Annotated in this window: 22 protein-coding genes and 1 tRNA gene; 8 read left to right on the plus strand and 15 right to left on the minus strand. The window is 67.9% G+C overall.

Annotated elements, in window-relative coordinates; all coding sequences use genetic code 11:
• Positions 1 to 57: 57 nt before the first annotated feature.
• The 3 genes from C8D03_RS12895 to C8D03_RS12905 form a co-directional block, all read right to left on the minus strand.
• Positions 58 to 1,251 (minus strand): MFS transporter, encoded by a 1,194-nt coding sequence (locus C8D03_RS12895; protein ID WP_181300950.1) that lies wholly within the window; start codon positions 1,249 to 1,251, stop codon positions 58 to 60.
• 39 nt (positions 1,252 to 1,290) lie between these two features.
• Positions 1,291 to 2,460, minus strand: coding sequence for an acetyl-CoA acetyltransferase (locus C8D03_RS12900; protein WP_108046623.1), 1,170 nt, complete (start codon positions 2,458 to 2,460; stop codon positions 1,291 to 1,293).
• A 137-nt stretch (positions 2,461 to 2,597) separates the two neighbouring features.
• The gene (locus C8D03_RS12905; RefSeq protein ID WP_108046624.1) at positions 2,598 to 3,500 is read right to left on the minus strand and encodes a DMT family transporter; all 903 of its coding nucleotides are present in this window, start codon (positions 3,498 to 3,500) and stop codon (positions 2,598 to 2,600) included.
• A gap of 192 nt (positions 3,501 to 3,692) precedes the next feature.
• Here C8D03_RS12905 and C8D03_RS12910 point away from each other — a divergent pair, with 192 nt between their 5' ends.
• Genes C8D03_RS12910 through C8D03_RS12920 form a run of 3 tightly spaced genes read left to right on the plus strand, consistent with a single transcriptional unit; the run spans position 3,693 to position 7,336 of the window.
• Entirely contained in the window at positions 3,693 to 5,267 is a 1,575-nt protein-coding gene (locus C8D03_RS12910; protein WP_181300952.1) for a D-alanyl-D-alanine carboxypeptidase family protein, read from the plus strand.
• A gap of 10 nt (positions 5,268 to 5,277) precedes the next feature.
• Positions 5,278 to 6,180, plus strand: a complete 903-nt coding sequence (locus C8D03_RS12915; protein WP_108046626.1) for a DMT family transporter — start codon at positions 5,278 to 5,280, stop codon at positions 6,178 to 6,180.
• 31 nt (positions 6,181 to 6,211) lie between these two features.
• Positions 6,212 to 7,336 carry a CobW family GTP-binding protein gene (locus tag C8D03_RS12920; protein WP_108046627.1) on the plus strand — a complete coding sequence of 375 codons (1,125 nt, stop codon included), beginning with the start codon at positions 6,212 to 6,214 and terminating at the stop codon, positions 7,334 to 7,336.
• Positions 7,337 to 7,398: 62 nt separating this feature from the next.
• Here the strand turns inward: C8D03_RS12920 and C8D03_RS12925 are convergent, their stop codons facing one another.
• Positions 7,399 to 9,015 (minus strand): AMP-binding protein, encoded by a 1,617-nt coding sequence (locus C8D03_RS12925; protein ID WP_108051595.1) that lies wholly within the window; start codon positions 9,013 to 9,015, stop codon positions 7,399 to 7,401.
• A 146-nt stretch (positions 9,016 to 9,161) separates the two neighbouring features.
• Between C8D03_RS12925 and C8D03_RS26460 the strand changes: the two genes are divergently transcribed.
• The gene (locus tag C8D03_RS26460) at positions 9,162 to 9,350 is read left to right on the plus strand and encodes a hypothetical protein (protein ID WP_108046628.1); all 189 of its coding nucleotides are present in this window, start codon (positions 9,162 to 9,164) and stop codon (positions 9,348 to 9,350) included.
• A gap of 11 nt (positions 9,351 to 9,361) precedes the next feature.
• Here C8D03_RS26460 and C8D03_RS12935 read toward each other — a convergent pair whose 3' ends face one another.
• The 5 genes from C8D03_RS12935 to C8D03_RS12955 form a co-directional block, all read right to left on the minus strand.
• The gene (locus C8D03_RS12935; protein ID WP_108046629.1) at positions 9,362 to 11,371 is read right to left on the minus strand and encodes a protein meaA; all 2,010 of its coding nucleotides are present in this window, start codon (positions 11,369 to 11,371) and stop codon (positions 9,362 to 9,364) included.
• 108 nt (positions 11,372 to 11,479) lie between these two features.
• On the minus strand, positions 11,480 to 12,355 hold the full coding sequence (locus C8D03_RS12940) for an aldose 1-epimerase family protein (protein ID WP_108046630.1): 876 nt from the start codon (positions 12,353 to 12,355) through the stop codon (positions 11,480 to 11,482).
• Positions 12,356 to 12,360: 5 nt separating this feature from the next.
• Positions 12,361 to 12,849 (minus strand): DUF1178 family protein, encoded by a 489-nt coding sequence (locus C8D03_RS12945; protein ID WP_108046631.1) that lies wholly within the window; start codon positions 12,847 to 12,849, stop codon positions 12,361 to 12,363.
• A gap of 99 nt (positions 12,850 to 12,948) precedes the next feature.
• Entirely contained in the window at positions 12,949 to 13,206 is a 258-nt protein-coding gene (gene grxC, locus C8D03_RS12950; RefSeq protein ID WP_108051597.1) for a glutaredoxin 3, read from the minus strand.
• A 54-nt stretch (positions 13,207 to 13,260) separates the two neighbouring features.
• Entirely contained in the window at positions 13,261 to 14,076 is an 816-nt protein-coding gene (locus C8D03_RS12955; protein ID WP_108051599.1) for a ComF family protein, read from the minus strand.
• A gap of 188 nt (positions 14,077 to 14,264) precedes the next feature.
• Here C8D03_RS12955 and C8D03_RS12960 point away from each other — a divergent pair, with 188 nt between their 5' ends.
• Both C8D03_RS12960 and C8D03_RS12965 read left to right on the plus strand, forming a co-directional pair.
• Positions 14,265 to 15,374 (plus strand): alkene reductase, encoded by a 1,110-nt coding sequence (locus tag C8D03_RS12960; RefSeq protein ID WP_108046632.1) that lies wholly within the window; start codon positions 14,265 to 14,267, stop codon positions 15,372 to 15,374.
• A gap of 148 nt (positions 15,375 to 15,522) precedes the next feature.
• Positions 15,523 to 15,597: transfer RNA gene (locus C8D03_RS12965), tRNA-Glu, on the plus strand.
• A gap of 69 nt (positions 15,598 to 15,666) precedes the next feature.
• On the opposite strand, the gene C8D03_RS12970 is transcribed toward C8D03_RS12965, so the two are convergent.
• From C8D03_RS12970 to C8D03_RS27050, 3 genes are all read right to left on the minus strand, one after another.
• On the minus strand, positions 15,667 to 15,861 hold the full coding sequence (locus C8D03_RS12970; RefSeq protein ID WP_146170168.1) for a hypothetical protein: 195 nt from the start codon (positions 15,859 to 15,861) through the stop codon (positions 15,667 to 15,669).
• Between the two features lie 160 nt (positions 15,862 to 16,021).
• Positions 16,022 to 16,714: a class I SAM-dependent methyltransferase gene (locus C8D03_RS12975; protein ID WP_108046634.1), complete on the minus strand. Its 693-nt coding sequence runs from the start codon at positions 16,712 to 16,714 to the stop codon at positions 16,022 to 16,024.
• A 107-nt stretch (positions 16,715 to 16,821) separates the two neighbouring features.
• Positions 16,822 to 18,549, minus strand: coding sequence for a serine/threonine dehydratase (locus C8D03_RS27050; protein ID WP_108046635.1), 1,728 nt, complete (start codon positions 18,547 to 18,549; stop codon positions 16,822 to 16,824).
• 105 nt (positions 18,550 to 18,654) lie between these two features.
• Here C8D03_RS27050 and C8D03_RS12985 point away from each other — a divergent pair, with 105 nt between their 5' ends.
• Positions 18,655 to 19,530 carry an HpcH/HpaI aldolase/citrate lyase family protein gene (locus tag C8D03_RS12985; protein WP_108046636.1) on the plus strand — a complete coding sequence of 292 codons (876 nt, stop codon included), beginning with the start codon at positions 18,655 to 18,657 and terminating at the stop codon, positions 19,528 to 19,530.
• A gap of 18 nt (positions 19,531 to 19,548) precedes the next feature.
• Here C8D03_RS12985 and C8D03_RS12990 read toward each other — a convergent pair whose 3' ends face one another.
• Both C8D03_RS12990 and ppa read right to left on the minus strand, forming a co-directional pair.
• Entirely contained in the window at positions 19,549 to 19,944 is a 396-nt protein-coding gene (locus C8D03_RS12990; RefSeq protein WP_108046637.1) for a hypothetical protein, read from the minus strand.
• A 94-nt stretch (positions 19,945 to 20,038) separates the two neighbouring features.
• On the minus strand, positions 20,039 to 20,578 hold the full coding sequence (gene ppa, locus C8D03_RS12995; RefSeq protein WP_108046638.1) for an inorganic diphosphatase: 540 nt from the start codon (positions 20,576 to 20,578) through the stop codon (positions 20,039 to 20,041).
• A 182-nt stretch (positions 20,579 to 20,760) separates the two neighbouring features.
• Here ppa and C8D03_RS13000 point away from each other — a divergent pair, with 182 nt between their 5' ends.
• The gene (locus C8D03_RS13000; protein ID WP_248308688.1) at positions 20,761 to 21,483 is read left to right on the plus strand and encodes a protein tyrosine phosphatase family protein; all 723 of its coding nucleotides are present in this window, start codon (positions 20,761 to 20,763) and stop codon (positions 21,481 to 21,483) included.
• Positions 21,484 to 21,491: 8 nt separating this feature from the next.
• On the opposite strand, the gene C8D03_RS13005 is transcribed toward C8D03_RS13000, so the two are convergent.
• Positions 21,492 to 22,949, minus strand: coding sequence for a hypothetical protein (locus C8D03_RS13005; RefSeq protein ID WP_146170169.1), 1,458 nt, complete (start codon positions 22,947 to 22,949; stop codon positions 21,492 to 21,494).
• Positions 22,950 to 23,047 lie beyond the last annotated feature (98 nt).

The following is a 23,047-nucleotide window of genomic DNA, read 5'->3' on the forward strand; positions in this document are numbered from 1 at the left end:
ACCGATCTCCGCGAAGGTAATACCCGGGGCGCTCCGCTGCAAGCTGGCCGGCTCCCGTTATGCTTTCGGCCGCTCCGGCGTAAAGGCATAGATCGCAGCCGAGGCCAGCAGCAGCCCGGCGAAGATCCAGTGCAGATGGGCGAAGGTGGTCGCGGCGTCGAGGCCTGCGGCGCGCTGGCCCGCGATGAACCAGCCCGAGCCCGACTGCGCCAGCGCGGCGCCGGCGATGAAGAGGAAGTTCACCGCCGTCATGCCGCGGCCGAGCAGATGGGTGGGGAAGAAAAGGCGCGCATGCGCCATCAGGATTGCGTAGGTGAAGCCGATCGCGCCGATCAAGGCGAAGAGCAGGGTCGCGGCGACGGATGAGGATGCGCCGCTCGCAGCGAGCAGGGCGAAGGTCGCTGCGGTACCGACCGTGCCCCAGAGCACCAGCGGCTTGACCCGACCCGCCCATTTCTCGAGCCCCCCATAGATGAAGGCCCCTGCGACCATGGTGAGCGCCATGGCGGTTGCGGCATTGCCGGCGGCGACGGCATCGAAGCCGTGGACATCGGCCATGAAGGGCGCGACCCAAAGTCCGCGCGCCGTTGCCAGGATGGCGTAGCCGGTGAGCGTGATCGGTGCGAGCAGCCAGAGCGGGCGCAGCTTCAGGATGCTGGCGAGGCCGGCGATCAGTCCCTCGGCCTTGCCGGAGGCACTTTCGGCTCGCGCCGGGTCGCGGATCAAAAGTCCGGCCAGGGCCGTCGCGACCAGAAAGCAGCCCGCCATGACCAGCATCGAAGGCCGCCAGCCGAAGCGCGCGGCTGCGATGGCGAGCGGCGCGGCCCCGACCAGATTGCCGAGCGAGCCGAGGCCGATGAAGACCGAGGTCAGGAAGGCGAAGCGTGCGGGCTCCGCCGTCCGGGCGAAGAGGAAGAGGCTCGCCATGAAGATCGGCGAGCAGCCGATGCCGATCAGCGCCATCGCCAGCGTGCCGCTGAAGGCGCCGGTCGCATGGGCGAAGAGGAAGGCGCCGAGCGTGCCGATCGCCATCGCGGCGGTGACTGTGCGGCGGGGGCCGAGGCGGTCGAGCGCCCAGCCGATCGGGAATTGCGACAGCGCGAATGTCGAGAACCACGCCGCGCCGAGCAGCCCCAATTCGCGCGGGCCGATCGCCAAATCCGTCATCACCGGACCGGCGATCACGCTGAGGAACGAGCGATAAAAGATCGACAGGAAATACGCCGGTAGCAGCGCGAAGAAAACGGTCACCGGCAGATCAGTCGATTCGCGGGGGAGCTGATCGGCCGATCACCTGATCCGCTCGAGCACCGAGACATAATTCGCAACCGCAGAACCGCCCATGTTGAAGATGCCGCCGAGGCGGGCATCCTTGAGCTGCATGCCCTCGGGGGCCTCGCCGACGAGCTGCATGGCGCTGAGGACATGCATCGAGACGCCGGTCGCGCCGATCGGGTGGCCCTTGGCCTTGAGGCCGCCGGAGACGTTGACCGGAAGCTTGCCATCCTTCTGCGTCCAGCCTTCCTTGATGGCGCGGGCGCCGTCGCCTTCCTTCGTCAGACCCATCGCCTCGTATTCGATCAGTTCGGCGATGGTGAAGCAGTCATGCGTTTCGACGAAGGAGAGATCGTCCAGCGAGACACCGGCGGCGCTGAGCGCCTTCTGCCAGGCGAGCGCGCCGCCCTCGAACTTCAGGATGTCGCGCTTCGACAGCGGTAGGAAGTCCTGGACATGCGACATGCCACGGAAGCCGACCGCACGGCGCATGCCGAGCGCGGTTTCCTCATCGGCCAGTACGATCGCGGCGGCGCCGTCGGAGACGAGCGAGCAGTCGGTGCGCTTCAGCGGGCCGGCGACATAGGGGTTCTTCTCGCTTTCCTCGCGGCAGAAGGCGTAGCCGAGGTCCTTGCGCATCTGCGCGTAAGGGTTGTCGACGCCGTTCTTGTGGTTCTTGGCCGCGATCATGGCGAGTGCGTCCGACTGGTCGCCATGACGCTGGAAATAGGAGGCGGCGATCCCGCCGAAGACGCCGGCAAAGCCGCCCTGGGTGTTGCCCTCCTCAGCAAGGTAGGACGCCTTGAGCAGGTTCTTGCCGATCTCGGGGCCAGGCGTGGTCGTCATCTGCTCGACGCCGACGACGAGGACGATCTTCGCGGCGCCGGCCTTGATGGCGCGGACGCCCTGATGCACCGCGGCCGAGCCGGTGGCGCAGGCGTTCTCGACGCGGGTCGCCGGCTTGAAGCGCAGGGCAGGATCGGCCTGGAGCACCAGCGAGGCAGTGAAGTCCTGGGCGGAGAAGCCCGCGTTGAAATGGCCGAGCACGATCTCGTCGACCTGATCGGCGGTGATGCCGGCATCGATCAGCGCATCCGTCGTGACCCTGACGACCAGGCTCTCGATGGTCTCGGCATCCTGCTTGCCGAACGGCGTATGGGCCCAACCGACGATCGCAGCGCTCATGGCGTTCTCTCCAGCATCCGATTTTGATGATATCCGGCTTGGGCCCCTAATTGCGCTTGCGGACGGCGCCCTGCAAGCAGGCAGTCATGCATTCCGGCCGTGCATGGAAAGAGGGACCATGATGCGGACCGGGCCGGTCACAACGCAGTCAGCAGCAGCAGGCCGACGCCCGCGACGATCATCGCCATGCCGAGCACCTCGCGCCGGCTGGTGCCTTCCGCGAAGATGCGGCGCGAGGCGATCTGGGCCAGCGGCACCTCGATGAGAGCAAGCGTGCGGACATTGGCGGCGCTGGTCAGCGAAAAGCCGATGAACCAGAACTGCGAGGCTGCGGCACCGAGGAAGCCGGCCGAAAGCGATTTGCGCCAGTTGCGCAGGCTCGATACCAGGGCCGGCCGGTTGGCGACCAGCATGTAAAGCGTCAGGACCAGGGTCTGCAGGAACAGGCCCAGCGCCAGGATCGTCGTCGCGCGGATGAAGAAGCCGCCCTCGGGCAGCATCTGGATCGCGCCGCGATAGCCGATCGCCGACAATGCGAAGAAGGCGCCGGCGCCGACGCCGAGCACGGCAGGCCGCAAGCCGGCGCGGGTGAGCTTCTCGCCCGGCTTCCATGAGACCAGGACGACGCCGGCCGTGGCGATGACGATCGCCACGAATTTGGCGAGGGTGAGCGCATCGCCCAGCAGCAGTGCGCCGAAGATCGCGACCTGCACGGGCTCGGTCTTGGTGTAGGCGGTGGTGACCGCGAAGGAGCGCTCGCGCATCGCCGCGAGCATCAGGGCCGTCGCCGCGATCTGGGTCAGCGCACCGCCGATCGTGTAGGCGAAGGCGCCGGAACCGATCTCCGGCGGGAGCCGACCGGCCACCAGGCAGACGATGACGAGGAAGATCAGAGCGAAGGGCAGGCCGAACAGGAAGCGCACCTGCGTCGCGCCGACGACACCGATGATCTCGGTCAGGGAACGCTGGGTGAGGTTTCGTGCCGTCTGCAGCAACGAGGCCGCGATGGTCGCGGGAATCCAGAGGAGGGCGAGGCTCACGCGGCGGATCCGGTCGGTCGAGGGCGGTATCGGGCTTGTGAACCCTTGCCCGCGACTAGGCAAATCGCTCCGCTGGGGGTAGGTATGCGTCCATGGGCGGGCTGCAATCGCCGGCCGTCTCGAAAATGCCGCACGCGTCGCGTTGAACCCCTGCGCCTTCAACCCTCGTCAAGACAGGTTCAAGACCGCCCGATGATTGCTTCCCGTCTCTCTATCGCTGCCGTCCTCGGGCTCGCTCTGGTCGGCCCGGCCTCGGCCGGCACCAGCCTCGTGATCGACGCCGCCAGCGGCGCTGTGCTCTCCAGCGAGAACGCCGGCCAGCCCTGGCATCCAGCCTCGACGACCAAGATGATGACCGCCTATCTGGCGCTGAAAGCGGTGCGGGAAGGGCGGCTCGGCCTCGAGACCGCGATCCCGGCGTCGAAGCGGGCGGCGAGCCAGCCCCGCGTCAAGGTCTACATCAAGGCCGGGCAGGAGATCACGCTCGACAACGCGCTGCGCATCATGATGGTGAAGTCGGCGAACGACATCGCCTATGTCATCGCCGAGGGCGTGGGCGGCGATGTCGAGAGCTTCGTCGGCATGATGAATGCCGAAGCCGCGCGGCTCGGCATGCGCGACAGCCATTTCGTCAATCCCAATGGCTGGCACCATCCCGACCAGCAGGTCAGTGCCCGCGACCTCGCCATCCTCGCCATGGCGCTGATGCGTGAATTCCCGGATTATTCGGATTACTGGAACACGGCCGCCGTCCAGCTCGGCAAGCAGGTGCTGAACAACACCAACGGGCTGGTCGGTCGTTATTCCGGCATCGGCGGCATGAAGACCGGCTTCGTCTGCGCCTCAGGCTTCAATGTGGTCGCGACCGCGACGCGCGGCGGCCGGACGCTGATCGCGGTCGTGCTCGGCGCGCTGTCGGGCACGGAGCGCACGATCAAGGCGGCGCAATTGCTGGATGACGGCTTCTCGAAATGGGGCGGTGCCGGCTACACCGTCGCGTCGCTGCCCTCGCAGGGCGGGCGCGCCTTCAGCGTCTGCGACGATGTCCGTCGCAAGGGTGGCGGTGTGGCGCTGGCCGACGATGCCGACACTTCCGGGCCGATTGCGGCGCAGGCGCCGAATGTCGGCGGCAATGCCGAGGATGGCGGCCGCTTCGGGACCGCCTCCGCGCCGTCCTATTCCAGCACATCGGTGCTGAGCCGCTCGCCTTCGGGCCGCGTCTCGCTCGGCCCGCGCGCTGAGACGATGCCGGTTCCGGTCGCCTTCGGCCGCACGCCGGGTTCGGCCTCCGCGCCGCTGGCGGCCAATGCCACGGGCAGCGCCGACAGCCGCGTCGCACGCGGCGCCGCACCCGTGATCGCGCCGTCGGCTCCCGTTGCGGCCGGCCTGTTCGGCAGCCAGACCGGCGGGCTCTTCGCTGATCGTGGGCGCACGGCGTCCAGCAATGGCGGTATTCCGGGCGCAACCACAGCCTTTGCCCCGACCGAGCCCGAGACGGAACAGCCCTCGGGGCCGAACGGTCCCTTGCGTCTCCAGGGTGCGATCCAGCCGGGTGCCGCCGCCCCCGCGAGCCTGCGTGCCGGCGCTGCCGCCGGGATCAAGCCGGCAGCCCGTGCTCCGGCCAAGCCGCTGCTGGTGAAGCCCTCGCCCAAGGCCGATCCGGCCAAGGCGCAGGCCAAGCCGGCGCAAAGCAAGCCCGCGCAGGCGGCAGCGAAGCCGCAGCCCGTCAAGACGAAGGCCAAGACCAAGCCCAACGACGACGCCTGAGCGTGACCTCTTGACCGCCGACGCGGGCCTCGCCGCCAGGCGGCAGGGCATGATGCTGGCGCTCGCTGCGGCGGGCGCCTATGGCACCAACATTGTCAGCGCGCAGATGGCCGGCCAGGCAGGGCTGAACGGCCCCCTGCTCGTGTTCTACCGTGTCTTCATCATGCTCGCGCTGGTCGCTGCCGCAGTGGCGATCTGGCGGACGTCGCTTGCCGTGCCGCGGGCCGAACGGCGGGCGCTCCTGCTGTTCGGGACCACCAGCGCGCTGGTCGGCTCCGCCTATCTGTCATCGGTCGCCTTCCTGCCCGTGACGGTCGCGGCCGTGGTGTTCTTCACCTATCCGGTGCTGATCGTCCTGGCCGAGCCCTTCGTCACCCGCACGCGCTTCCGGCCCGAGAGGCTGGCTGCGGCCTGCGCCGCCTTCATCGGTGTGGCGATGGTGGTCGGGCCCGACCTGCACGGGCTCGATCCGCGCGGGCTGGCGCTCGCCATCCTCGCCAGCCTTGCGGCCGCAACGCAGTTCTTCGCCGCCGCCGGCCTGCCAGGCACGCCGCTCGCGGCGCGGCTGTTCTGGTCGCATCTGCTGATCTTGCCGGTGACGGCGGGAATCCTCGCCATCACCGGCGGCTTCCTGCCACCTGCTGCCTTCGCGTTGGCTCCGGTCGCCGCTGCGGTGACGATCGGCGGCTATCTTCTCGGCTTCCTGCTCCAGGTGATCGCCCTGACGCGCATTTCGCCTGGCGCGGCCGGCCTCGCTTTTTGCGCAGAGCCCGTCTGCGCCGTGCTGATCGCCGCCATCGTGCTCGGCGAGAGGCTCGGGCCGCTGCAATATGCCGGCTGTGCCCTTGTCGTGGCGACGCTGGCGATTAATGTAACAATAGAACAAATGAGGCGCTCGCCCGCGCCTGCCTGAAGCCGCCTGCCCGAAGCAAAGCGTGACCGCCATGACCAGCCCCGCCGTTCGACCCGTGCCTCTGCCGCTGACCCTGCTGACCGGGTTCCTCGGGGCCGGCAAGACGACGCTGCTCAACTGCCTGCTGAAGGATCCGGCGCTGGCGCAGACGGTGGTGATCGTCAACGAGTTCGGCGAGGTCGGTCTCGACCATGTCCTGATCGAGGGACTCGAGGACGGCATGATCCTGCTGGATTCGGGCTGCTTGTGCTGCACGATCCGCGAGGATCTGATGCTCACGCTCGAAGACCTGCTGCGGCGCCGCGACAATGGCCGGATCAGCCCGTTCAGCCGCGTCGTGATCGAGACCACGGGCCTCGCCGACCCGGCGCCGATCCTCAACCTGCTGATCAATCACCCTTATCTGGCGATGCGCTTCCGGCTCGACGGCGTGGTGACGCTGGTCGATGCAGTCAACGCCATGGCGACCCTCGATGGGCATGAGGAGGCGCGCAAGCAGGTCGTGGCGGCGGACCGCCTCGTCCTGACCAAGGCCGACCTCGTGCCGAGCCTGGGCGACCTCGCACCATTGCGACTGCGGCTCGCGCATCTCAATCCGGGCGTTGCTCTACTCGGGCCCGATGCGGCGGCGCCGTCGCTGTTCGGTGCGGGCCTCTATGATCTGGCGCAGCGCCCGGCCGAAATCGGCCAGTGGCTGGCGCGCGAGACCCTGCCGGCCGGCGGGCAGGATCATGGCCACCACCACGGTCACGGGCATGATCACGGGCATGAGGCGCACGGACACGGAGATCACCACCATGACGTGAACCGCCACGACGCCAGCATCCGCGCCTTCGCGCTCACGGCGGACGCGCCGGTCCAGCAGTCGACGGTCGAGCTGTTCTGGACGATGCTGCGCTCGGTCCATGGGCCGAAGCTGCTGCGCCTCAAGGGGCTGGTGAAGGTCGCCGAGCATCCCGAGCGGCCGCTGCTGCTGCATGCCGTGCAGCAGATCCTGCATCCGCCGGTCGTCCTCGATGCCTGGCCCGATGCCGACCGGCGCTCGCGCCTCGTGCTGATCGTCAAGGATATCGAGGAGGCCGTCGTCCAGAGGCTCTGGGATGCCTTTCTCGGTCAGGCGCGGAGCGGTGCCGGCGCGCAGGCCGCGACGGGCTGAGCCTATACCGTTCCGCAGCCCGCGGGCGACGCACGTCCCGCAGACATTGCGGCGTTGGCCGATCAGGCTTCGGCGCGCAGCAGCCGCCTGATGATCTTGCCGGTGGTCGTCATCGGCAACTCCTCGCGGAAGGCGATCTCGCGCGGATACTCATGCGCCGAGAGCCGCCGGCGCACGAAGTCCTGAAGCTCGGCGGCGAGCGTCGGCGTGCCGGCACGGCCGGGTTTGAGCACGACGAAGGCCTTGACGATCTCGGTGCGCAGCGCGTCCGGCTTGCCGATGACGGCTGCGAGCGATACCGCCTCGTGCCGCAGCAGGCAGTCCTCGATTTCGGTCGGTCCGATACGGTAGCCAGACGAGGTGATGACGTCGTCGTCGCGGCCCACGAAACGGACATAGCCGTCCTTGTCCTGCACGGCCTGATCGCCGGTCTTCATCCAGTCCCCGACGAATTTGTCGGCGGTCGCCTGCGGATTATTCCAGTAGCCGAGCAACATCACCGGGTCGGGACGGCGCACCGCGATCTGGCCTTCCTCGTCGGACGCGCAGACCGAGCCGTCCGGACGGATGATCGCGACTTCGTGGCCGGGCACCGCCTTGCCGATGGCGCCCGGCCGGCTGACGCCGATCTCGGCGCAGGAGGCGAGCACGAGGTTGCACTCGGTCTGGCCATAGGCCTCGTTGATGGTGAGGCCCAGCGCCTCTCGCCCCCAGGCCAGCGTCTCGGCGCCAAGCGCCTCTCCGGCGGCGGCCACGGTGCGCAGGGCGAAGGGAAAGCGCTCGCGCGGCCGCTCGACACTGCGCAGCATCCTGAGCGCGGTCGGCGGAACGAAGGCGTTGCGAATCCGGAGCTCGGCCATCAGGCGGAAGGCCTCTTCCGGCTCGAAGCGCATCACTGGCCGCGCCACGACCGCGACGCCTAAATGCAGGGCCGGCAGCAGCATGTTGAGCAGTCCGCCGGCCCAGGCCCAGTCGGCTGGCGTCCAGGCGAGATCGCCGGGCCGCGGCATGAATTCATGCGGCATCTGCACGCCCGGCAGATGGCCGGGCAGGACGCGGTGACCGTGGAGCGCACCCTTGGGGTTTGCGGTCGTGCCGGAGGTGTAGATCATCAGCGCCGGATCGTCCGGGCCGGTGTCGACAGCGACGAAGTCCTGGCTGGCCGCGGCCAGCAGCGCCTCCCAGCCGAGCGCATCGCGCTCGGCGCCGTCGATCGAGATCAGGAGCGCGAGCTCCGGCAGGGGCTCGGTGATCTGCCGGAGCTTGGCAAGGCCGGCCGCGTCGGTGACGAGCACCTTCGCGCCGGAATCGCCCAGGCGGTAGGCCAATGCATCGACGCCGAACAGGGAGGCCAGTGGAACGGCGATGGCGCCCAGCTTGTAGGCGGCCAGATGGGCGGTCAGCACGCAGCGACCTTGCTGCAGCAGGATCGCGACGCGGTCGCCCTGCACGACGCCGCGCGCCCGCAGCGCGTTCGCCAGCCGGTTAGACGCCTCCCGCAACGCACCGAAGCTGACCGGGGTTGCCTGCCAGTCACGCGCGACCTCGATGATCGCGGTGCGGTGCGGGTCGATGGCGGCCCAGCGGTCGCAGACATCGACGGCGATGTTGTAGCGCTGCGGAATCTGCCAGCTGAAGGCGGCGCGCAGCGCGGCATGGTCGCGGAAATCGGGAAGGATCAAGCGGGGTATCCGGGAGAAAGGGCCGGCAAAATAGGCAGGAGGGGGGCGCCTGTCACCATGACGCAAGGCCAACCGGTCTCGCTACGCGCGCAACGGCATGCCAGGCTGTCGCAATTGCAGGTCGGAGATCGCGGACCAGACGGATGCAGGATGTCGCCTCTTTCCTCGCCATGCTGGCTATTCCCGGCGTCATGATCGTGCTGGCGCTGCGCCGTGCGTGGCGATCACGAGATGGTTCGCCGAGCAGTGATTCCGGCGACGGCAGCTGGTTTGGCGGCGATGGTGGCGACAGCGATGGCGGCGGTGGAGATGGCGGTGGCGGCGGGGATTGAGCCGGACGAGGTCAGGGCAGGCCTCTGACCGCGAGCCCCGCGACGTCGGCGATGATCCCGTCCAGCTCGAAGTTCTTCGGCGTGTAGACGGCGGCGACGCCCATGTTGCGCAGCGCGTTCTCGTCGTCGGGCGGGATGATGCCGCCGACGACGACGGGCACGTCCATGCCGGCGACGCGCAGGCGGGCAGTGACGTCGCGCACCAGCGGCAGATGTGAGCCGGACAGGATCGACAAGCCGATGATGTCGGCTTTCGTCTCCTGTGCCTGCGCCACGATCTCCTCCGGTGTCTGGCGGATGCCGCCATAGCTGACCGCCATCCCGGCGTCGCGGGCGCGCACAGCGATCTGCTCGGCGCCGTTGGAGTGGCCGTCGAGGCCGGGCTTTCCGACGAGAAAGCGCGGCGCGCGGCCGAGCTTTTCGGTGGCGCGGGCGACGGCGGCCTTGACCGTGGCGAGGCCGGCATTGTCGCCGAGCTTGCCGGTGTCGACGCCGGTGGGGGCGCGGTATTCGCCGAAGATCTCGCGCAGCGTTTGCGCCCATTCGCCGGTGGTGACGCCGGCCTTGGCGCAGGCGATCGAGGCCGGCATGACGTTGCGGGCTTCCTTCGCGGCCGAGGCCAGTTCGGCGAGGGCGGCCTCCGAGGCCTTTGCGTCACGGGCCGAGCGCCAGGCCTTGAGGCGGCCGATAGCCTCCAGTTCGACGGAGTCCGGCACGGTGACGACATTGCCTTCGCCGGCCGAGAGCGGGGAGGGCTCGCTGTTGGTGAATTTGTTGACGCCGATGACGATCTGCTCGCCGCGCTCGATCGCCTCGATCCGGCGGGCGCCGTTCTCGACCAGAGCCTGCTTCATGTATCCGGTCTCGATGGCCGCGAGAGCGCCGCCCATGTCGTCGATCTTCGCGAGTTCATCGAGCGCGGCGGCCTTGAGATCGGCGACCCTGGCGTCGATCACGGTCGAGCCGTCGAAGATGTCGCCGAATTCGAGTAGGTCGGTCTCATAGGCCAGCACCTGCTGCATGCGCAGCGACCATTGCTGGTCGAAGGGGCGTGGCAGGCCGAGCGCCTCGTTCCAGGCCGGAAGCTGCACGGCGCGGGCGCGGGCCTTCTTCGAAAGCGTCACCGCCAGCATCTCGATCAGGATGCGATAGACGTTGTTTTCGGGCTGCGGCTCGGTCAGCCCCAGCGAATTGACCTGAACGCCATAGCGGAAACGGCGCATCGCCTCGTCGGCGACGCCATACCTGCCTAATGTGATTTCGTCCCACAGTTCGACGAATGCCCGCATCTTGCAGAGCTCGGTGACGAAGCGCATGCCGGCATTGACGAAGAAGGAGATGCGGCCGACGACATCGGGGAACTCTTCCGCAGAGACCTCCGGCCGGGCCCGGATCGAATCCAGCAAGGCGATCGCGGTCGCAAGGGCAAAGGACAGCTCCTGCACCGGCGAGGCGCCGGCTTCCTGCAGATGGTAGGAGCAGACATTGGTCGGGTTCCATTTCGGCAGCTCGCGAGCCGTGAACACGACGATGTCGGTGGTCAGCTGCATCGACGGGCGCGGCGGGAAGACATAGGTGCCGCGCGAGAGGTATTCCTTGACGAGATCGTTCTGCGTCGTGCCCTGCAGCGCTTTGCGGTCGGCGCCCTGCTCGTCGGCCACCGCGATGTAGAGCGACAGCAGCCAGGCGGCTGTCGCATTGATCGTCATCGAGGTGTTCATCTGCGCGAGCGGGATGTCGGCGAACAGCGCCCGCATGTCGCCGAGATGGCTGATGGGCACGCCGACCTTGCCGACCTCGCCGCGCGACAGGACATGGTCGGGATCGTAGCCGGTCTGTGTCGGCAGGTCGAAGGCGACGGAGAGGCCGGTCTGGCCCTTCGCGAGGTTGTTACGATAGAGCTTGTTGGATTCCGAGGCGTCGGAATGGCCAGCATAGGTGCGGAAGATCCAGGGCTTGTCGCGCGGGATTGGCTTGTCGCGGGGCGCGGACTTGCTGCCGGCGGGGTCGATCGCGTTCATGCCGTTCCACCCTCTTTTCAGAGCAATCGCAATGTTGCACTGCGGCGAGAATAACGCCAGAGGGGCGGCGAAGTCGCTTGCGACCTTCGGATGAGCGCCAGATCGGGCTCAGCCGCGCCAAGGCACGCCGAAGCTCAGCGTCATCGGCAGTTCCGTGGTGGCTCCTGGCGCAAGCAGAATCACCCCAATCCGCCGGTCGAGGGGTTCGTCCGGGTCTGAGGGCGAGGGCAGGCCGTGCCAGGGCTCGATGCAGATGAAGGGGCCGTTCGGCTTGGTCCAGATACCGAGATGGGGCATGTCGGGAAAATCGACCGCGACGCCCGGCAGGTCGTCCGCGCCATACCAGGCATGGCCGCCGGCACCTTCCGCGATGATCAGCGCATCCTGGACGAAGAGGGCGTGGTCGAGCGTCAGTACGCCGTCGATGAAGACCGAAGGGTGGCTCTCCGGCGCGCGCTGGCCGTCAGCGCCGAGGCGCAGATGGCCGGGGCTCGCGCCATTGCCGAGGCGGATGCGATGCGGCAGGCCGTCCACGCCCGGCAGCGGCCAGAGGAAGGCCGGGTGATAGCCGAAGCAGAAGGGCATCGGCGTGGTGCCGGTATTGGCGATGCGGGCCGTCAGCGTCAGCGCCACGCCGTCGACCCGGTAGGTCATGTCGAGCGCGAAGGCGAAGGGATAGGCTTGCCGGGTCTCGGCGTTGTCGGTGAGCCGCAGCGTGCAACTCGTGTTGTCCTGCGCGGTGACCTGGAACAGGCTGGTGCGCGCGACGCCGTGGCTCTTGATCGGGTAGCGCAGGCCGTCGATCAGAACCTTGCCGTTCGGATGCTTGCCGATGACCGGGAAGAGCAGCGGCGAGCGGCCGGCCCAGATCGCGGGGGCGCCGTTCCAGAGCCAGTCGCGGCCTTTCGCATCGGTGACGGATTGCAGTTCGGCGCCGAGCGGCGCGATTTCGATCGTCAGCCTATCATTGGCGAGCCTGATCATCGCGCTCAGTTTCCCGCGCCCGGCAGGCGCGGCAGCGGCATGAATGCGACGCCTTCCTCATGCAGCATGCGGGCGTCCTCGGAAGTCGCTTCACCATAGATCGGGCGGCTGTCGCTCTCGCCATGGTGGATCTTCAGCGCCTCGTCGGCGAAGCGGGGCCCGACATGTTCGGCGGTTTCGGCGACGTGCTTGTGCAGCGCCGTCAGCATCTGGCGCAGCGCGATCTCGGGCTCGCCCATCAGCGCGGCGGGTGCCGCCGATGCGGGTGCGGCCGGCACAGCTGCGGGCGATGCCTCCTGTTCGACCTCGATGGCGCGCGCGCCCCGGTCGGTACGGGCGACGTTCGGCGCCATGATCGCCCGATCCACCCGTTTGCTGTCGCACAGCGGGCAAGTGACGAGGCCGCGGCGCAACTGGTCCTCGAAGCTCGCCGAGCCGGCGAACCAGCTCTCGAATTCATGGGCGCTGTCGCAGACCAAAGCGTAACGGATCATGTCAACTCAACCATGCGGCACGTGTCGGCCGCGAGCCCTCCGCAGGAGAGATAGGCGGCGGCTCGCGCTTCACAAGCGCACGATCGATGGAGCAGTGGCTCACGCGGCGAGCAGCTTGTCGAGTTCGCCGCGGGCATCGAGCGCATGGATGTCGTCCGAGCCGCCGACATGCTTCTCGCCGATGAAGATCTGCGGCACCGAGGTCCGGCCGCCGGCCCGCGCGGTCATCGCCTGGCGCAACTCCGGCTTGCCGTCGACGTCGATCTCGTCATAGGCGACGCCCTTCTTCGTCAGCAGCGACTTCGCCGCCTTGCAATAGGGGCACCAGGCGGTGGTGTAGATCGTGACGGCAGGCATCGCGGGACCCATCATGTTGCGCTGCGTGCAATGTAGTGTCTCGTCACGCATCCGTCACGACCCGTCCGACACCACCCTCGCGAAGGTGAGAATATCGACCGCACTGGCGCCGGCCCGCAGCACAGCGCGGGCGGCGGCGTTGGCGGTCGAGCCGGTGGTCAGGACGTCGTCGATCAGCAGAACGCGGCGGCCCTCTATCCGGGGCCTCGCGCCCGGCGGCACCTTGAAGGCCCCCTGCAAATTGTCGGTGCGCTGGGCCCGCGTCAGCCCGACCTGCTGGCGTGTGCGCTTGACGCGGGCGAGCGCGAGCGGCGCGAGAGGGAGGCTGGCCTGCCGTGCCACGACCTGCGCCAGTGCGGCGGCCTGGTTGAAGCGCCGGGTCCACAGCCGCGTGCGATGCAACGGCACCGGCACCACCAGGTCGGCATCGGGCAGCAGCTCGCGGCCGGCCTGCGCCATCATGCGCCCCAGCGTCAAGGCGAGGTCGGTGCGGTCGCCGTATTTCAGGCGGTGGACGAGTTCGCGCGCCGTGCCGTCGAAGCGGCAGACGGCGCGGGCCCGCGCGAAAACCGGCGGGTCGGCGATCGCGGCCGGCGAGAGCAGCCCGTCGCCGAGATCGACAGCGAAGGGCGTTCCCAGTCGCTCGCAATAGGGCCGCTCGATGAAGCCGATGCCGCCCCAGCAGGCCGGACAGAGCGCCTGTGCCTCGCCTGTCGCGGCCTGGCAGGCGATGCAGGAGGGCGGATAGACGATGCCGATGGCGCCGCGCAGGCCGGTGCGCAACAGCGCCGCGCCCTGCCGGAGGGCACGTCCTGGCAGGAGGCCGGAGAAGCTTTGCCTCCTCGTCGCCAGCTCCGGGAGATCGTTCATCTCGAGATAGGCCGCGCCCGAGATCGAATGGTCATGTTCGCGGGAGCCGGGCTCGGCCACCCTGTCATCCCGCACTGCAGCACCTATGTAGTGGTTGGACGATCCCGGGCCCCGCAGCACACCGCGCTGTGCCGGTCGCGGTTGCCGTCCCGCTCACCATCCGGTCTGGCGTTTCCAAGGATACTCCCATGAGCCACTCAGATCCGTCCGTCCCGGCGCTGTTCACGCCGTTCCGCATCGGCGATATCGCCATCAGGAACCGCATCGTCATGGCGCCGCTGACGCGCAACCGCGCCACCCATGGCAATGATGCGCCCAACGCGCTCAATGTCGAGTATTATCGCCAGCGCGCGAGCGCCGGCCTGATCATCACCGAGGGGACGCAGGTCTCGCAGCAGGGCCAGGGCTATGTCTGGACGCCCGGCATGTACACGCCCGAGCAGATCGCCGGCTGGAAGGCCATCACCGATGCCGTCCATGCCGAGGGCGGCAAGATCGTCGCCCAGCTCTGGCATGTCGGCCGCGTCAGCCATGTCTCACTGCAGCCGGGCGGGCAGGCGCCGGTCGCGCCCTCGGCGCGCGTCGCCAACACCAAGACCTATATCGCGAGCGGCTTCGCGGCCGTCTCGCCGCCGCGCGCGCTGACCCTCGACGAGATCCCCGCGATCATCGGCGAATTCGTCTCGGCAGCCGAGAACGCGAAGGCGGCCGGTTTCGACGGGATCGAGCTGCACGGCGCCCATGGCTACTTGATCGACCAGTTCCTGCGCGACGATTCCAACACGCGCAGCGATGCCTATGGCGGCTCGATCGAGAACCGTGTCCGGTTTGCGCTCGAAGTCGTCGACGCTGTCTCGAAGGTGTTTTCGAAGGGGCGCGTCGGCATCCGGATCTCGCCGGTGAGCCCCGCCAACGATGCCCGCGATTCAGACCCGCAGGCGCTGTTCATGCATCTGGTCACGAAGCTGAGCGAGGCCAGCATCGCCTTCATCCATGTCGTTGAGGGCGCGACCCGCGAGGCCCGCGACTACCTGCCCTTCGACTACGGCGCACTGCGCAAGACCTTCAAAGGCGCCTATATCGCCAATAACGGCTTCACCCGCGAGCTGGCGATCGAGACGATCGAGAACGGCTCCGCCGATGCGATCGCGTTCGGGCGCCTGTTCATCGCCAATCCCGACCTGGTCGAGCGGTTGCGCCGGAACGCGCCGCTGAACACGCCGGTGGTCGAGACCTTCTATGGCGGCGACGCCACGGGCTATACCGACTATCCGGCACTAGCCGAACAGGCGGCCTGAAGTCGTGGCCGGCTTGCCCGTCGCGCAAGCCGGCCACGATCGCGCAGCGGGTGCGGCATTGCCGTTCCCGCTGCGAATTTCGGCGTTGCCACGGAAAAACAGTTGCGGGCCGGCCGAAGCCCGATTAAACAGCAGCCCTTGCCGCGCTGCTCCCATCGTCTAGCGGTTAGGACGTCGCCCTCTCACGGCGAAAACTGGGGTTCGATTCCCCATGGGAGCGCCATCGGCGCCTTCGAACGGTAACACCGTTTGGAAATCCACATCATCAGGGTTCTGGAAGTCGACGCCTGGCTCAGCGCTCGGTGTTGCCCGCGGATCGTTCGAGGTCCGAGACGCGGTAGCGCCGGCCGGTCCATTGCCGGATCAGGTGCCGAACCAGACCGGCTATGATCACGACCAGCGGCAAGGCGTAGATGGCGGCGTCGCTGAAGGCCAGCCATAGCGCCAGTGCCGAGGTGCCCAGAAGGGCGAGGACGGGCATGAACATCACCATCCCGAAGAGGTAAGGGCGTTGGCGCAGTCCTCAAGGGGCGGACCGATCAGGTGGTTACCGCGGTCCTGCCGCCGGCCCGGGCATTTGAGGGGCGGGTTGCTGCAGTCTGTCCTCGCTCCGGCCGGCGCGGCGCTGTCGGCGTCCGGCCCGCTGCCTAGCCGGGAACCTTGAGATGGTGCAGGCGCAGCGGCTGGCGCAGCCGATAGCCGCCCTTCACGTATTCGGCGAGAATGTAGAAACGCTTCATCACCTTCTCGCGCTCCTCCAACGCCTTGTCCTTGCGCGAGGGATCGACCGCGACCACGCGGTCGATGAAATCGGTGACGGTCGGATACATCTCGACGCGGTCGTATTCAGTGCATTCGGCCAGATGCAGGGGCCCATCACGCAGCGCTGCGGCGATGGCCTCCTGCGCCGCCCGCCGGATCTGCGTCTCGTCCTCGATCGGTCGCATCGACTCGAAGAAAGTCCCCTCGGGCAGCGGCTCGATCACGATGACGTCGCCGCCGGGCGCGACGATGCGCGCCGCCTCGGCGAGCGCGGCCGCCATGCCCTGCAGCGGGACATGATGCAGGCTGTTGACGAAGATCGCCGCATGCATGGCCGCATCGACGAAGGGCAGGCTTTCGGCGCCCGCCTGACGCAGGATGGCGGTCGGCGCGATCTTGCGCGCTTCGGCCAGCGCCGCGGGGTCGGGGTCTATGCCCGCGACCTTCGCTCCGAGTTCGGCCAGCGCGTTGAGCAGGGCGCCGCGCCCGCAGCCGATCTCGAGGATGCGGCGTTCCTCGAGAGGGGTGAGGATCGTCCTGATGACCCTCAGCGTGTCGTTGGCGGGGCGTGCGGGCATGACAGACGCAGCCTAACGCATGACCGCCGGGGCGAGGCAAGCCTTCGCCCCGCAACCCTGTTCACAACTGCGACGCAGACTACCTCCAACCGAGGCGACCCGACCCGTCAGGCGAGCAGAGCGGCGAGCTTTGTCAGGTCGACATTAGCGCCGCAGACCAGCACGCCGAGACGTTCGCCCGGCGCGGGCTTATAGGCGCCGCAGAGCAGGGCGCCGAGCGCTGCCGCGCCACCGGGCTCTACCGCCAGCCTGAAATCGCGCCAGAGCGTGACCTGGGCCTGCGTGATCGCCGTGTCCGGCACGAGCGCGACCCGGTCCACCGTGTCCTTGCAGACTTCGTAGACCAGCGGGCCGACATTGCGGGCGCCGAGCGAATCGGCGGCGACAGAGGCAACCGTGACATCAATCGGCGCCTTTGCCTCCAGCGCCGCCTGCAGGGCGCGGGAACCCTCCGGCTCGACGCCGACGACCTTCACCTTGGTCCCGGCGAACCAGGCGGCGATGCCCGAGATCAGGCCGCCGCCGCCGACCGCCACCAGCACGGTGTCGAGATCGGGCTCCTGCCCAGCCCATTCGCGGCCGAGCGTGCCCTGGCCGGCGATGGTTTCCTTCGCGGCAAAAGGGTGGATCTTGAGCGCGCCGGTCTCGGCAACAAAGCGGTCGCAGGCTGCCTGCGCGTCGTCGTATTGTGCACCGCCGATCACGACCTCGGCGCCGAAACGCCGGATCGCCTCGATCTTGGCGGCAGGCGAAATCTCGGGGACGAAGATCGTCGCCTTCACGCCCCGGGCCCGGGCGGCGAACGCCACGGCGGCGCCGTGATTGCCGCCGGAGGCGGCCGCCACGCCGGCCGCTGGCACCTCAAGCGAGAGCAGGTTGTTGAAGGCGCCGCGCGTCTTGAAGGAGCCGGCATGCTGCAGGCATTCGAGCTTGAGCGAGATGTCGCCAGCGGAGTCGAAGGCGCCCGTGCCGAGTCGCATGACGGGAGTGATGCGCGCATGTCCGGCGATGCGTTGCGCTGCGGCCTCGATCATCAGGCGGGGAACGGGACTATCGGTCATGGCGGTGTCCTGATGATCGAAGTTTTGCGCTGGCGGATGATCGGGCCGATAGGTCCAGATCGCGATGGGAAGCCCGTGGCTATCGCGTCGCGGCGGATCGGGGAAGGGCTTTCCGCGCCCGGCGAGGATGTGCCGGGCGACGACCAGCGCCGCCAGTGCATCAAGGGCGTCATCGGCCGCGGCTCCCCTCGGGGGACGTGCCCGGATGGTTTCGGAAGGGATGCCGGCTGCGACGAGGAGCGCCTGTCGCTCGGCCATGCCGGCGGGGTTGATTTTCCCCCTGATCTTCTTGGGATGGGACAGGGGTGCGCCGCGCATGGTCGCGAAGGCCAACTCCGGATGAACCTCGTAGACGCGATCGCACAGGGGCGGCTCGGCTCTCAGCAGGGCGTCGATCTCGCGAATGCGCGGGAAGAGATGAAAGCCCTGCTGCGAGACCTTGCGCGGCGGCTGCGACGTTGCCAGCGCCAGCCGGCAGGCTTCGCTATAGTCGTCGGCCTCGACGGCGGTGCGGGCGGGGATGGAGAAGACGGAGGATCGACGCTGGCCGAGCAGGGCGCGCACCAGTTGCTCGGGCCCGCGCCCGGAGCCGCCGATCCGGTCGGGCAGGCCGATTGGCATGTCGACCGCGATCAGGGCCGGTGCCAGGTCGGTGTCGATCAAGTCGGCGAGCCGTGGCACGACGCGCAGGGTCGGCTGGGCTGCCTCGGCGAGATCGAGGATCGCCGCGATCCAGCCCGCCTTGCAGCCGTCGATGCCCGCGATCCAGACCATTTGCCTGCCTCCGTCGTCCGCGTTCCGCAGAACTGCCGTTGCATCCACGTCACGTCTAGTGTGCAGTGCAATGAAGCCGTCCCATCGGGGCGCCAGGAGAGACCCATGCCGACGATCCGCCCGCGCCGCAGTGTGCTCTACATGCCCGGCTCGAATGCCCGCGCCCTCGAAAAGGCCCGCGACATTCCCGCCGACGCCCTGATCCTCGATCTCGAGGATGCGGTGGCGCCCGAGGCGAAAGCGTCGGCGCGCGGGCAGGTCTGTGCGGCGGTGAAGGCCGGCGGCTATGGCCGGCGCGAACTCGTCGTCCGCACCAACGGGGTCGATACGCCTTGGTTCAAGGACGATCTCGCCGCCGCGGCCGAGGCCAATCCCGATGCGATCCTGATCCCCAAGGTCTCGGCGCCCGAGACGCTGCAGCAGATCGGCGCCCAGCTCAACGGCCTCTGGGCGCAGCCCGGCTTGCGGGTCTGGGCGATGATCGAGACGCCGCTCGCCATCCTCGATGTCGAGAAGATCGCGCATGCGGCGCGCGATCCGCGCGTGCGGCTGTCCTGTTTCGTGATGGGCACGAACGATCTCGCCAAGGAGACGCGCGCCCGCTTCGTGCCGGGCCGTGCGCCGATGCTGCCTTGGCTGACCAGCGCCATCCTGGCGGCGCGCGCCTATGGCATCGACATCCTCGACGGCGTCTATAACGACATGAAGAACGAGGATGGGTTTCTGGCCGAATGCGAGCAGGGCCGCGATCTCGGCTTCGACGGCAAGACGCTGATCCATCCAAACCAGGTCGCGCTGGCCAACTCCGTCTTCGCACCGGACGCGGCGGAACTCGACCAGGCGAGATCGATCATCGCCGCTTTCGCCGAGCCGGAGAACCAGGGCAAGGGTGCGATCCAGCTCGGTGGACGCATGGTCGAGCTGCTGCATGCCGAGATGGCGAAGCGGGTGGTGGCGCTGAGCGAGGCGATCGCAGGCTGAAGCGTTTTCGAGCGAAGCCTAGGGAAACTCGCCTTCCACGACCTGGACCGTCATCACGACGCGGGAGATGAAAGGCTGGTTGGTGTCGCCGGCGCGACCGTGCATCTCATAGATCACGGTCCCGGTTCCGGTGCGAAGCGGCGAAAACCGCAGCGAATAGCGGCCCGTCCGCAGTTCGCCGAGATCGAAGCCCTTCATGACGACGACCTTCCGGAACATGTCGCGACCCGTCCGATAGGCCAGACGGCACCAGCGCTTGCTCTCGGTGATGTCGACCCGGCGCATCTTGGCTGCCACGGTCTCCGTGCAGCCGCGACAGAGATGGGTGGCGCCGAAGCGGCAACTCGCCGCTTCGGCGCTCTGGGCGGCCATTGTTGCAAGCGACACCGCCAGCATGATCTTGCGTGTGAACACGGTGGCCCCCCGACCGATCGAAGCCAGAGCTTCGACGCCGCGGGAGACCGATGTCAACTGAGGCCGCGTGGCGGCGGCTGCCGCTCTGGTCGGCTCAGCCCTTCTTCGCGGCCTTGGCGCGGTCCATCGCCTCGACGATCAGCTGCTTGGCCTTGGCCGCATCGCCCCAGCCGGCCAGTTTGACCCATTTGCCGGGCTCGAGATCCTTGTAGTGCTCGAAGAAGTGCTGGATCTGGTCGAGCGTGATCTTCGGCAGGTCGGTGTAGTTGTGGACGTTCTCGTAGCGCTTGGTCAGCTTGGGGACCGGCACCGCGATGATCTTCTCGTCGCCGCCGCCCTCGTCCTCCATCATCATCACGCCGATCGGCCGGACCGCGATATAGGAGCCCGGAATCAGCGGGCGCGTATTGGCGACCAGCACGTCGCAAGGGTCGCCATCCTCCGACAGGGTGTGCGGAATGAAGCCGTAGTTCCCCGGATAACGCATCGGCGTGTAGAGAAAGCGATCGACGAAGAGCGTACCGGCTTCCTTGTCCATCTCATATTTGATCGGCTCGCCACCAATCGCCACCTCGATGACGACATTGACTTCTTCGGGGGGATTCTTGCCGATGGAGATGGCGTCGAGGCGCATGTCTTGGAACCTGTGAGGATGGGAAACGGGCGTCTTATGCGGGTTCGCGCGGCAAACGCCAAGCCCGACCTTCGCACCAAGGTAAACCCCGCCGATTTGCGCGATGTCTCCGGCGCTGATATCGGGCGCTGCATGAGATGTCATGCGAGCTGCGCCAGCAGCGGGACGTGCGAGGCCCCCCCGTGCTGAACCGCCTGCGCCCCGACGAGGATCGCTATGCCCGGCGCATGGCCCGCATCGCGCGCTGGGACCGGCCGATCGAGAGCCGTGGCCAGCGCCTGCGCGCCTGGGCCAACATGCTGCTGGTCGACCACGGCATCTTCCGGCTTGCCTATCTGAACGCGCACAAGGTGACGCCGCGGCTCTGGCGGGCGGCGCAGCCGGCGCCGGGCCAGATCGCCTGGTTCGCCGGCCAGGGCGTGAAGACCATCGTCAATCTGCGCGGCGGGCGGGAGCACGGCTCCTGGCCGTTGCAGCGCGAGGCCTGCGAGCGGCATGGCATCGAACTGGTCGATTTCGTGCTGCGCTCGCGCGGGGCGCCCGAGCGCGAGACCATCCTCGCCGCCAGGGACTTCTTCGCGACGCTGAAGGAGCCGGCTCTGGTCCATTGCAAGTCGGGCGCCGACAGGGCCGGCTTCTTTGCGGCGCTCTATCTGCTGATCCATGAGAACCGCCCGCTGGACGAGGCGGCGCGGCAATTGTCGCTGCGCTATGGTCATTTCCGCTTCGCCAAGACCGGCATTCTCGACGCGTTCTTCGATGCCTACCGAGTCGAGGGCGAGGCCAAGGGCATCGCCTTTCTCGACTGGGCTCGGGACATCTACGATCCGGTGCGGCTTGAGAAAAGCTTCAGGCCGGGCTTCTTCTCGTCGCTGCTGGCCGACGGCCTGATCCGCCGCGAGTAGCGGAGCGGTCAGCGCGCCGCAGGGCTTTCGGGAACGAGGTCTTCCGCTCTGGCCAGGGGCACCTCACGTTCGACCCAGACGAACAGGACATGTGTCGCCGCACGCGCGATCGAGATCAATCCGACCACATAGAGCAGCTCGATCGACAATGCGCCGAACGACAGGATTGCGGCGACGAGGGCGAGCAAGGCCATCGCATTGACCGCGAGCTGCCATGCCGTCTTGATGGAGAGCGCGACGACGTCGTGAAGAGGGTTGAACAGGGCGACGCCACCATAGAACAGCGTCATCACGACAACGACGTCGCCGATGCCTGACCACTTGCTTTTGTCGAAGACCGTGTCGACCAGATGCGCGGCAATGGCGATCGATCCGAAAAGGCCGATCGCGCCGACAACGAGCCCTAGCGTCGCGATGCGCATCCAGAAATGCCGCCGCGGCCCCTTCTGGGCGCGCAGACGGTTGAGCAGCAGCGGGCCGGACATCATTCCAAACATCTGCGTCGGCACATCCAGCAGGCGCATCGCAAGGGCGACATGGGCAGCCAGCAGCGGATTGTGGGCGTAAGGCAGGGCGAGCAGCGGCGCGACGGTGAAGCCGAAGGAGAGCAGGGTCGAGGGCAGCAGGATGCGCGGAGCGTCGCGCCAGTGCTTCGCTGCCCAGATAAGGCTGCGCCGCGACCAGAGATGCGGTCGGACCAGTGCGAGCAGGCTGTCACGGCGTCGCCGCGCGACATAGGCAACGGCGATCATATGGCCGAGCGCATCGGCCAGAAACAGGGCCAGGGCCTTGGGACCGAACAGCGCGATCAGCAGGAGCATCAGTATGGGCTGGACCAGCGCCTGCACGACATTGCCGTTGCCGATCGTCCCCAAGTCACCCTCCGCCGCGGCTTCCGCCCAGAGCAGGCGCAGGGCTGCGCGTGCGCAGAGCGAGACGAGGAAGATCAGGGCCACGGCAGGTGCGATGTGCCCCATTCCCGCAAGGGTCGCGAGAATCAGGGCGACGATGGCGAGGAAGACGATGGCGCAGGCCGTCGCGAGCCGAAACGCCAGGCCGAGGTGGTCGCGGTCGTCGTTGCGGAAGAAAACGACCTCGAGTCGCATCAGCGCCGGGATCGAGAGGAATGACGCCGCCGCGCTGAACACCGCGAAGGCTGCGAAAACATGCGGCGGGCAGAAGACGGCCGCGACAAGCAGTCCCCAGACCGAAATCAGCCGCGCCTGAACGAAGCGCAGGCCCAGCATCGCGGCCGAGCCGAAGCCCTGGCGCAATGCCGGGACGCGTCGCGCGACGAAACGTCGGCCCTGCGCGAAGGCGAGGGCCGGGCGGCTGGACGGAAAGCCCGCCCGCTCCAGGGTAACGTGCGCGACCATGTCGACATCCATGTCTGGATCATCGGGCGGGCTGTCACCCTGCGAGACCCCAGTGCCGCCGGACGACGAGGTCTCGACAGTTGGGCTCACGATGGCTCGGCCTTGGAGATGCGAGGCTGCGCCAGCATGGTTAATAGGTGGTGAAGATGCGGCATGATTAACCGTTGATGGGGCTGCGCCCGGAAGGG

The organism is Bosea sp. 124 (assembly GCF_003046175.1).
Classification (GTDB): Bacteria; Pseudomonadota; Alphaproteobacteria; order Rhizobiales; family Beijerinckiaceae; genus Allobosea.

What these genes read in the sequence shown, in the direction of transcription:
- C8D03_RS12940 (WP_108046630.1), bottom strand. Translation starts at nt 12,355, where the DNA reads ATGATCAGGCTCGCCAATGATAGGCTGACGATCGAAATCGCGCCGCTC.
- C8D03_RS12920 (WP_108046627.1), top strand. Translation starts at nt 6,212, where the DNA reads ATGACCAGCCCCGCCGTTCGACCCGTGCCTCTGCCGCTGACCCTGCTG.
- C8D03_RS12910 (WP_181300952.1), top strand. Translation starts at nt 3,693, where the DNA reads ATGATTGCTTCCCGTCTCTCTATCGCTGCCGTCCTCGGGCTCGCTCTG.
- C8D03_RS12985 (WP_108046636.1), top strand. Translation starts at nt 18,655, where the DNA reads ATGCCGACGATCCGCCCGCGCCGCAGTGTGCTCTACATGCCCGGCTCG.
- C8D03_RS12955 (WP_108051599.1), bottom strand. Translation starts at nt 14,076, where the DNA reads ATGAACGATCTCCCGGAGCTGGCGACGAGGAGGCAAAGCTTCTCCGGC.
- C8D03_RS12945 (WP_108046631.1), bottom strand. Translation starts at nt 12,849, where the DNA reads ATGATCCGTTACGCTTTGGTCTGCGACAGCGCCCATGAATTCGAGAGC.
- C8D03_RS12935 (WP_108046629.1), bottom strand. Translation starts at nt 11,371, where the DNA reads ATGAACGCGATCGACCCCGCCGGCAGCAAGTCCGCGCCCCGCGACAAG.
- C8D03_RS12975 (WP_108046634.1), bottom strand. Translation starts at nt 16,714, where the DNA reads ATGCCCGCACGCCCCGCCAACGACACGCTGAGGGTCATCAGGACGATC.
- ppa (WP_108046638.1), bottom strand. Translation starts at nt 20,578, where the DNA reads ATGCGCCTCGACGCCATCTCCATCGGCAAGAATCCCCCCGAAGAAGTC.
- C8D03_RS12970 (WP_146170168.1), bottom strand. Translation starts at nt 15,861, where the DNA reads ATGTTCATGCCCGTCCTCGCCCTTCTGGGCACCTCGGCACTGGCGCTA.
- C8D03_RS27050 (WP_108046635.1), bottom strand. Translation starts at nt 18,549, where the DNA reads ATGGTCTGGATCGCGGGCATCGACGGCTGCAAGGCGGGCTGGATCGCG.
- C8D03_RS12960 (WP_108046632.1), top strand. Translation starts at nt 14,265, where the DNA reads ATGAGCCACTCAGATCCGTCCGTCCCGGCGCTGTTCACGCCGTTCCGC.
- grxC (WP_108051597.1), bottom strand. Translation starts at nt 13,206, where the DNA reads ATGCCTGCCGTCACGATCTACACCACCGCCTGGTGCCCCTATTGCAAG.
- C8D03_RS26460 (WP_108046628.1), top strand. Translation starts at nt 9,162, where the DNA reads ATGCAGGATGTCGCCTCTTTCCTCGCCATGCTGGCTATTCCCGGCGTC.
- C8D03_RS12900 (WP_108046623.1), bottom strand. Translation starts at nt 2,460, where the DNA reads ATGAGCGCTGCGATCGTCGGTTGGGCCCATACGCCGTTCGGCAAGCAG.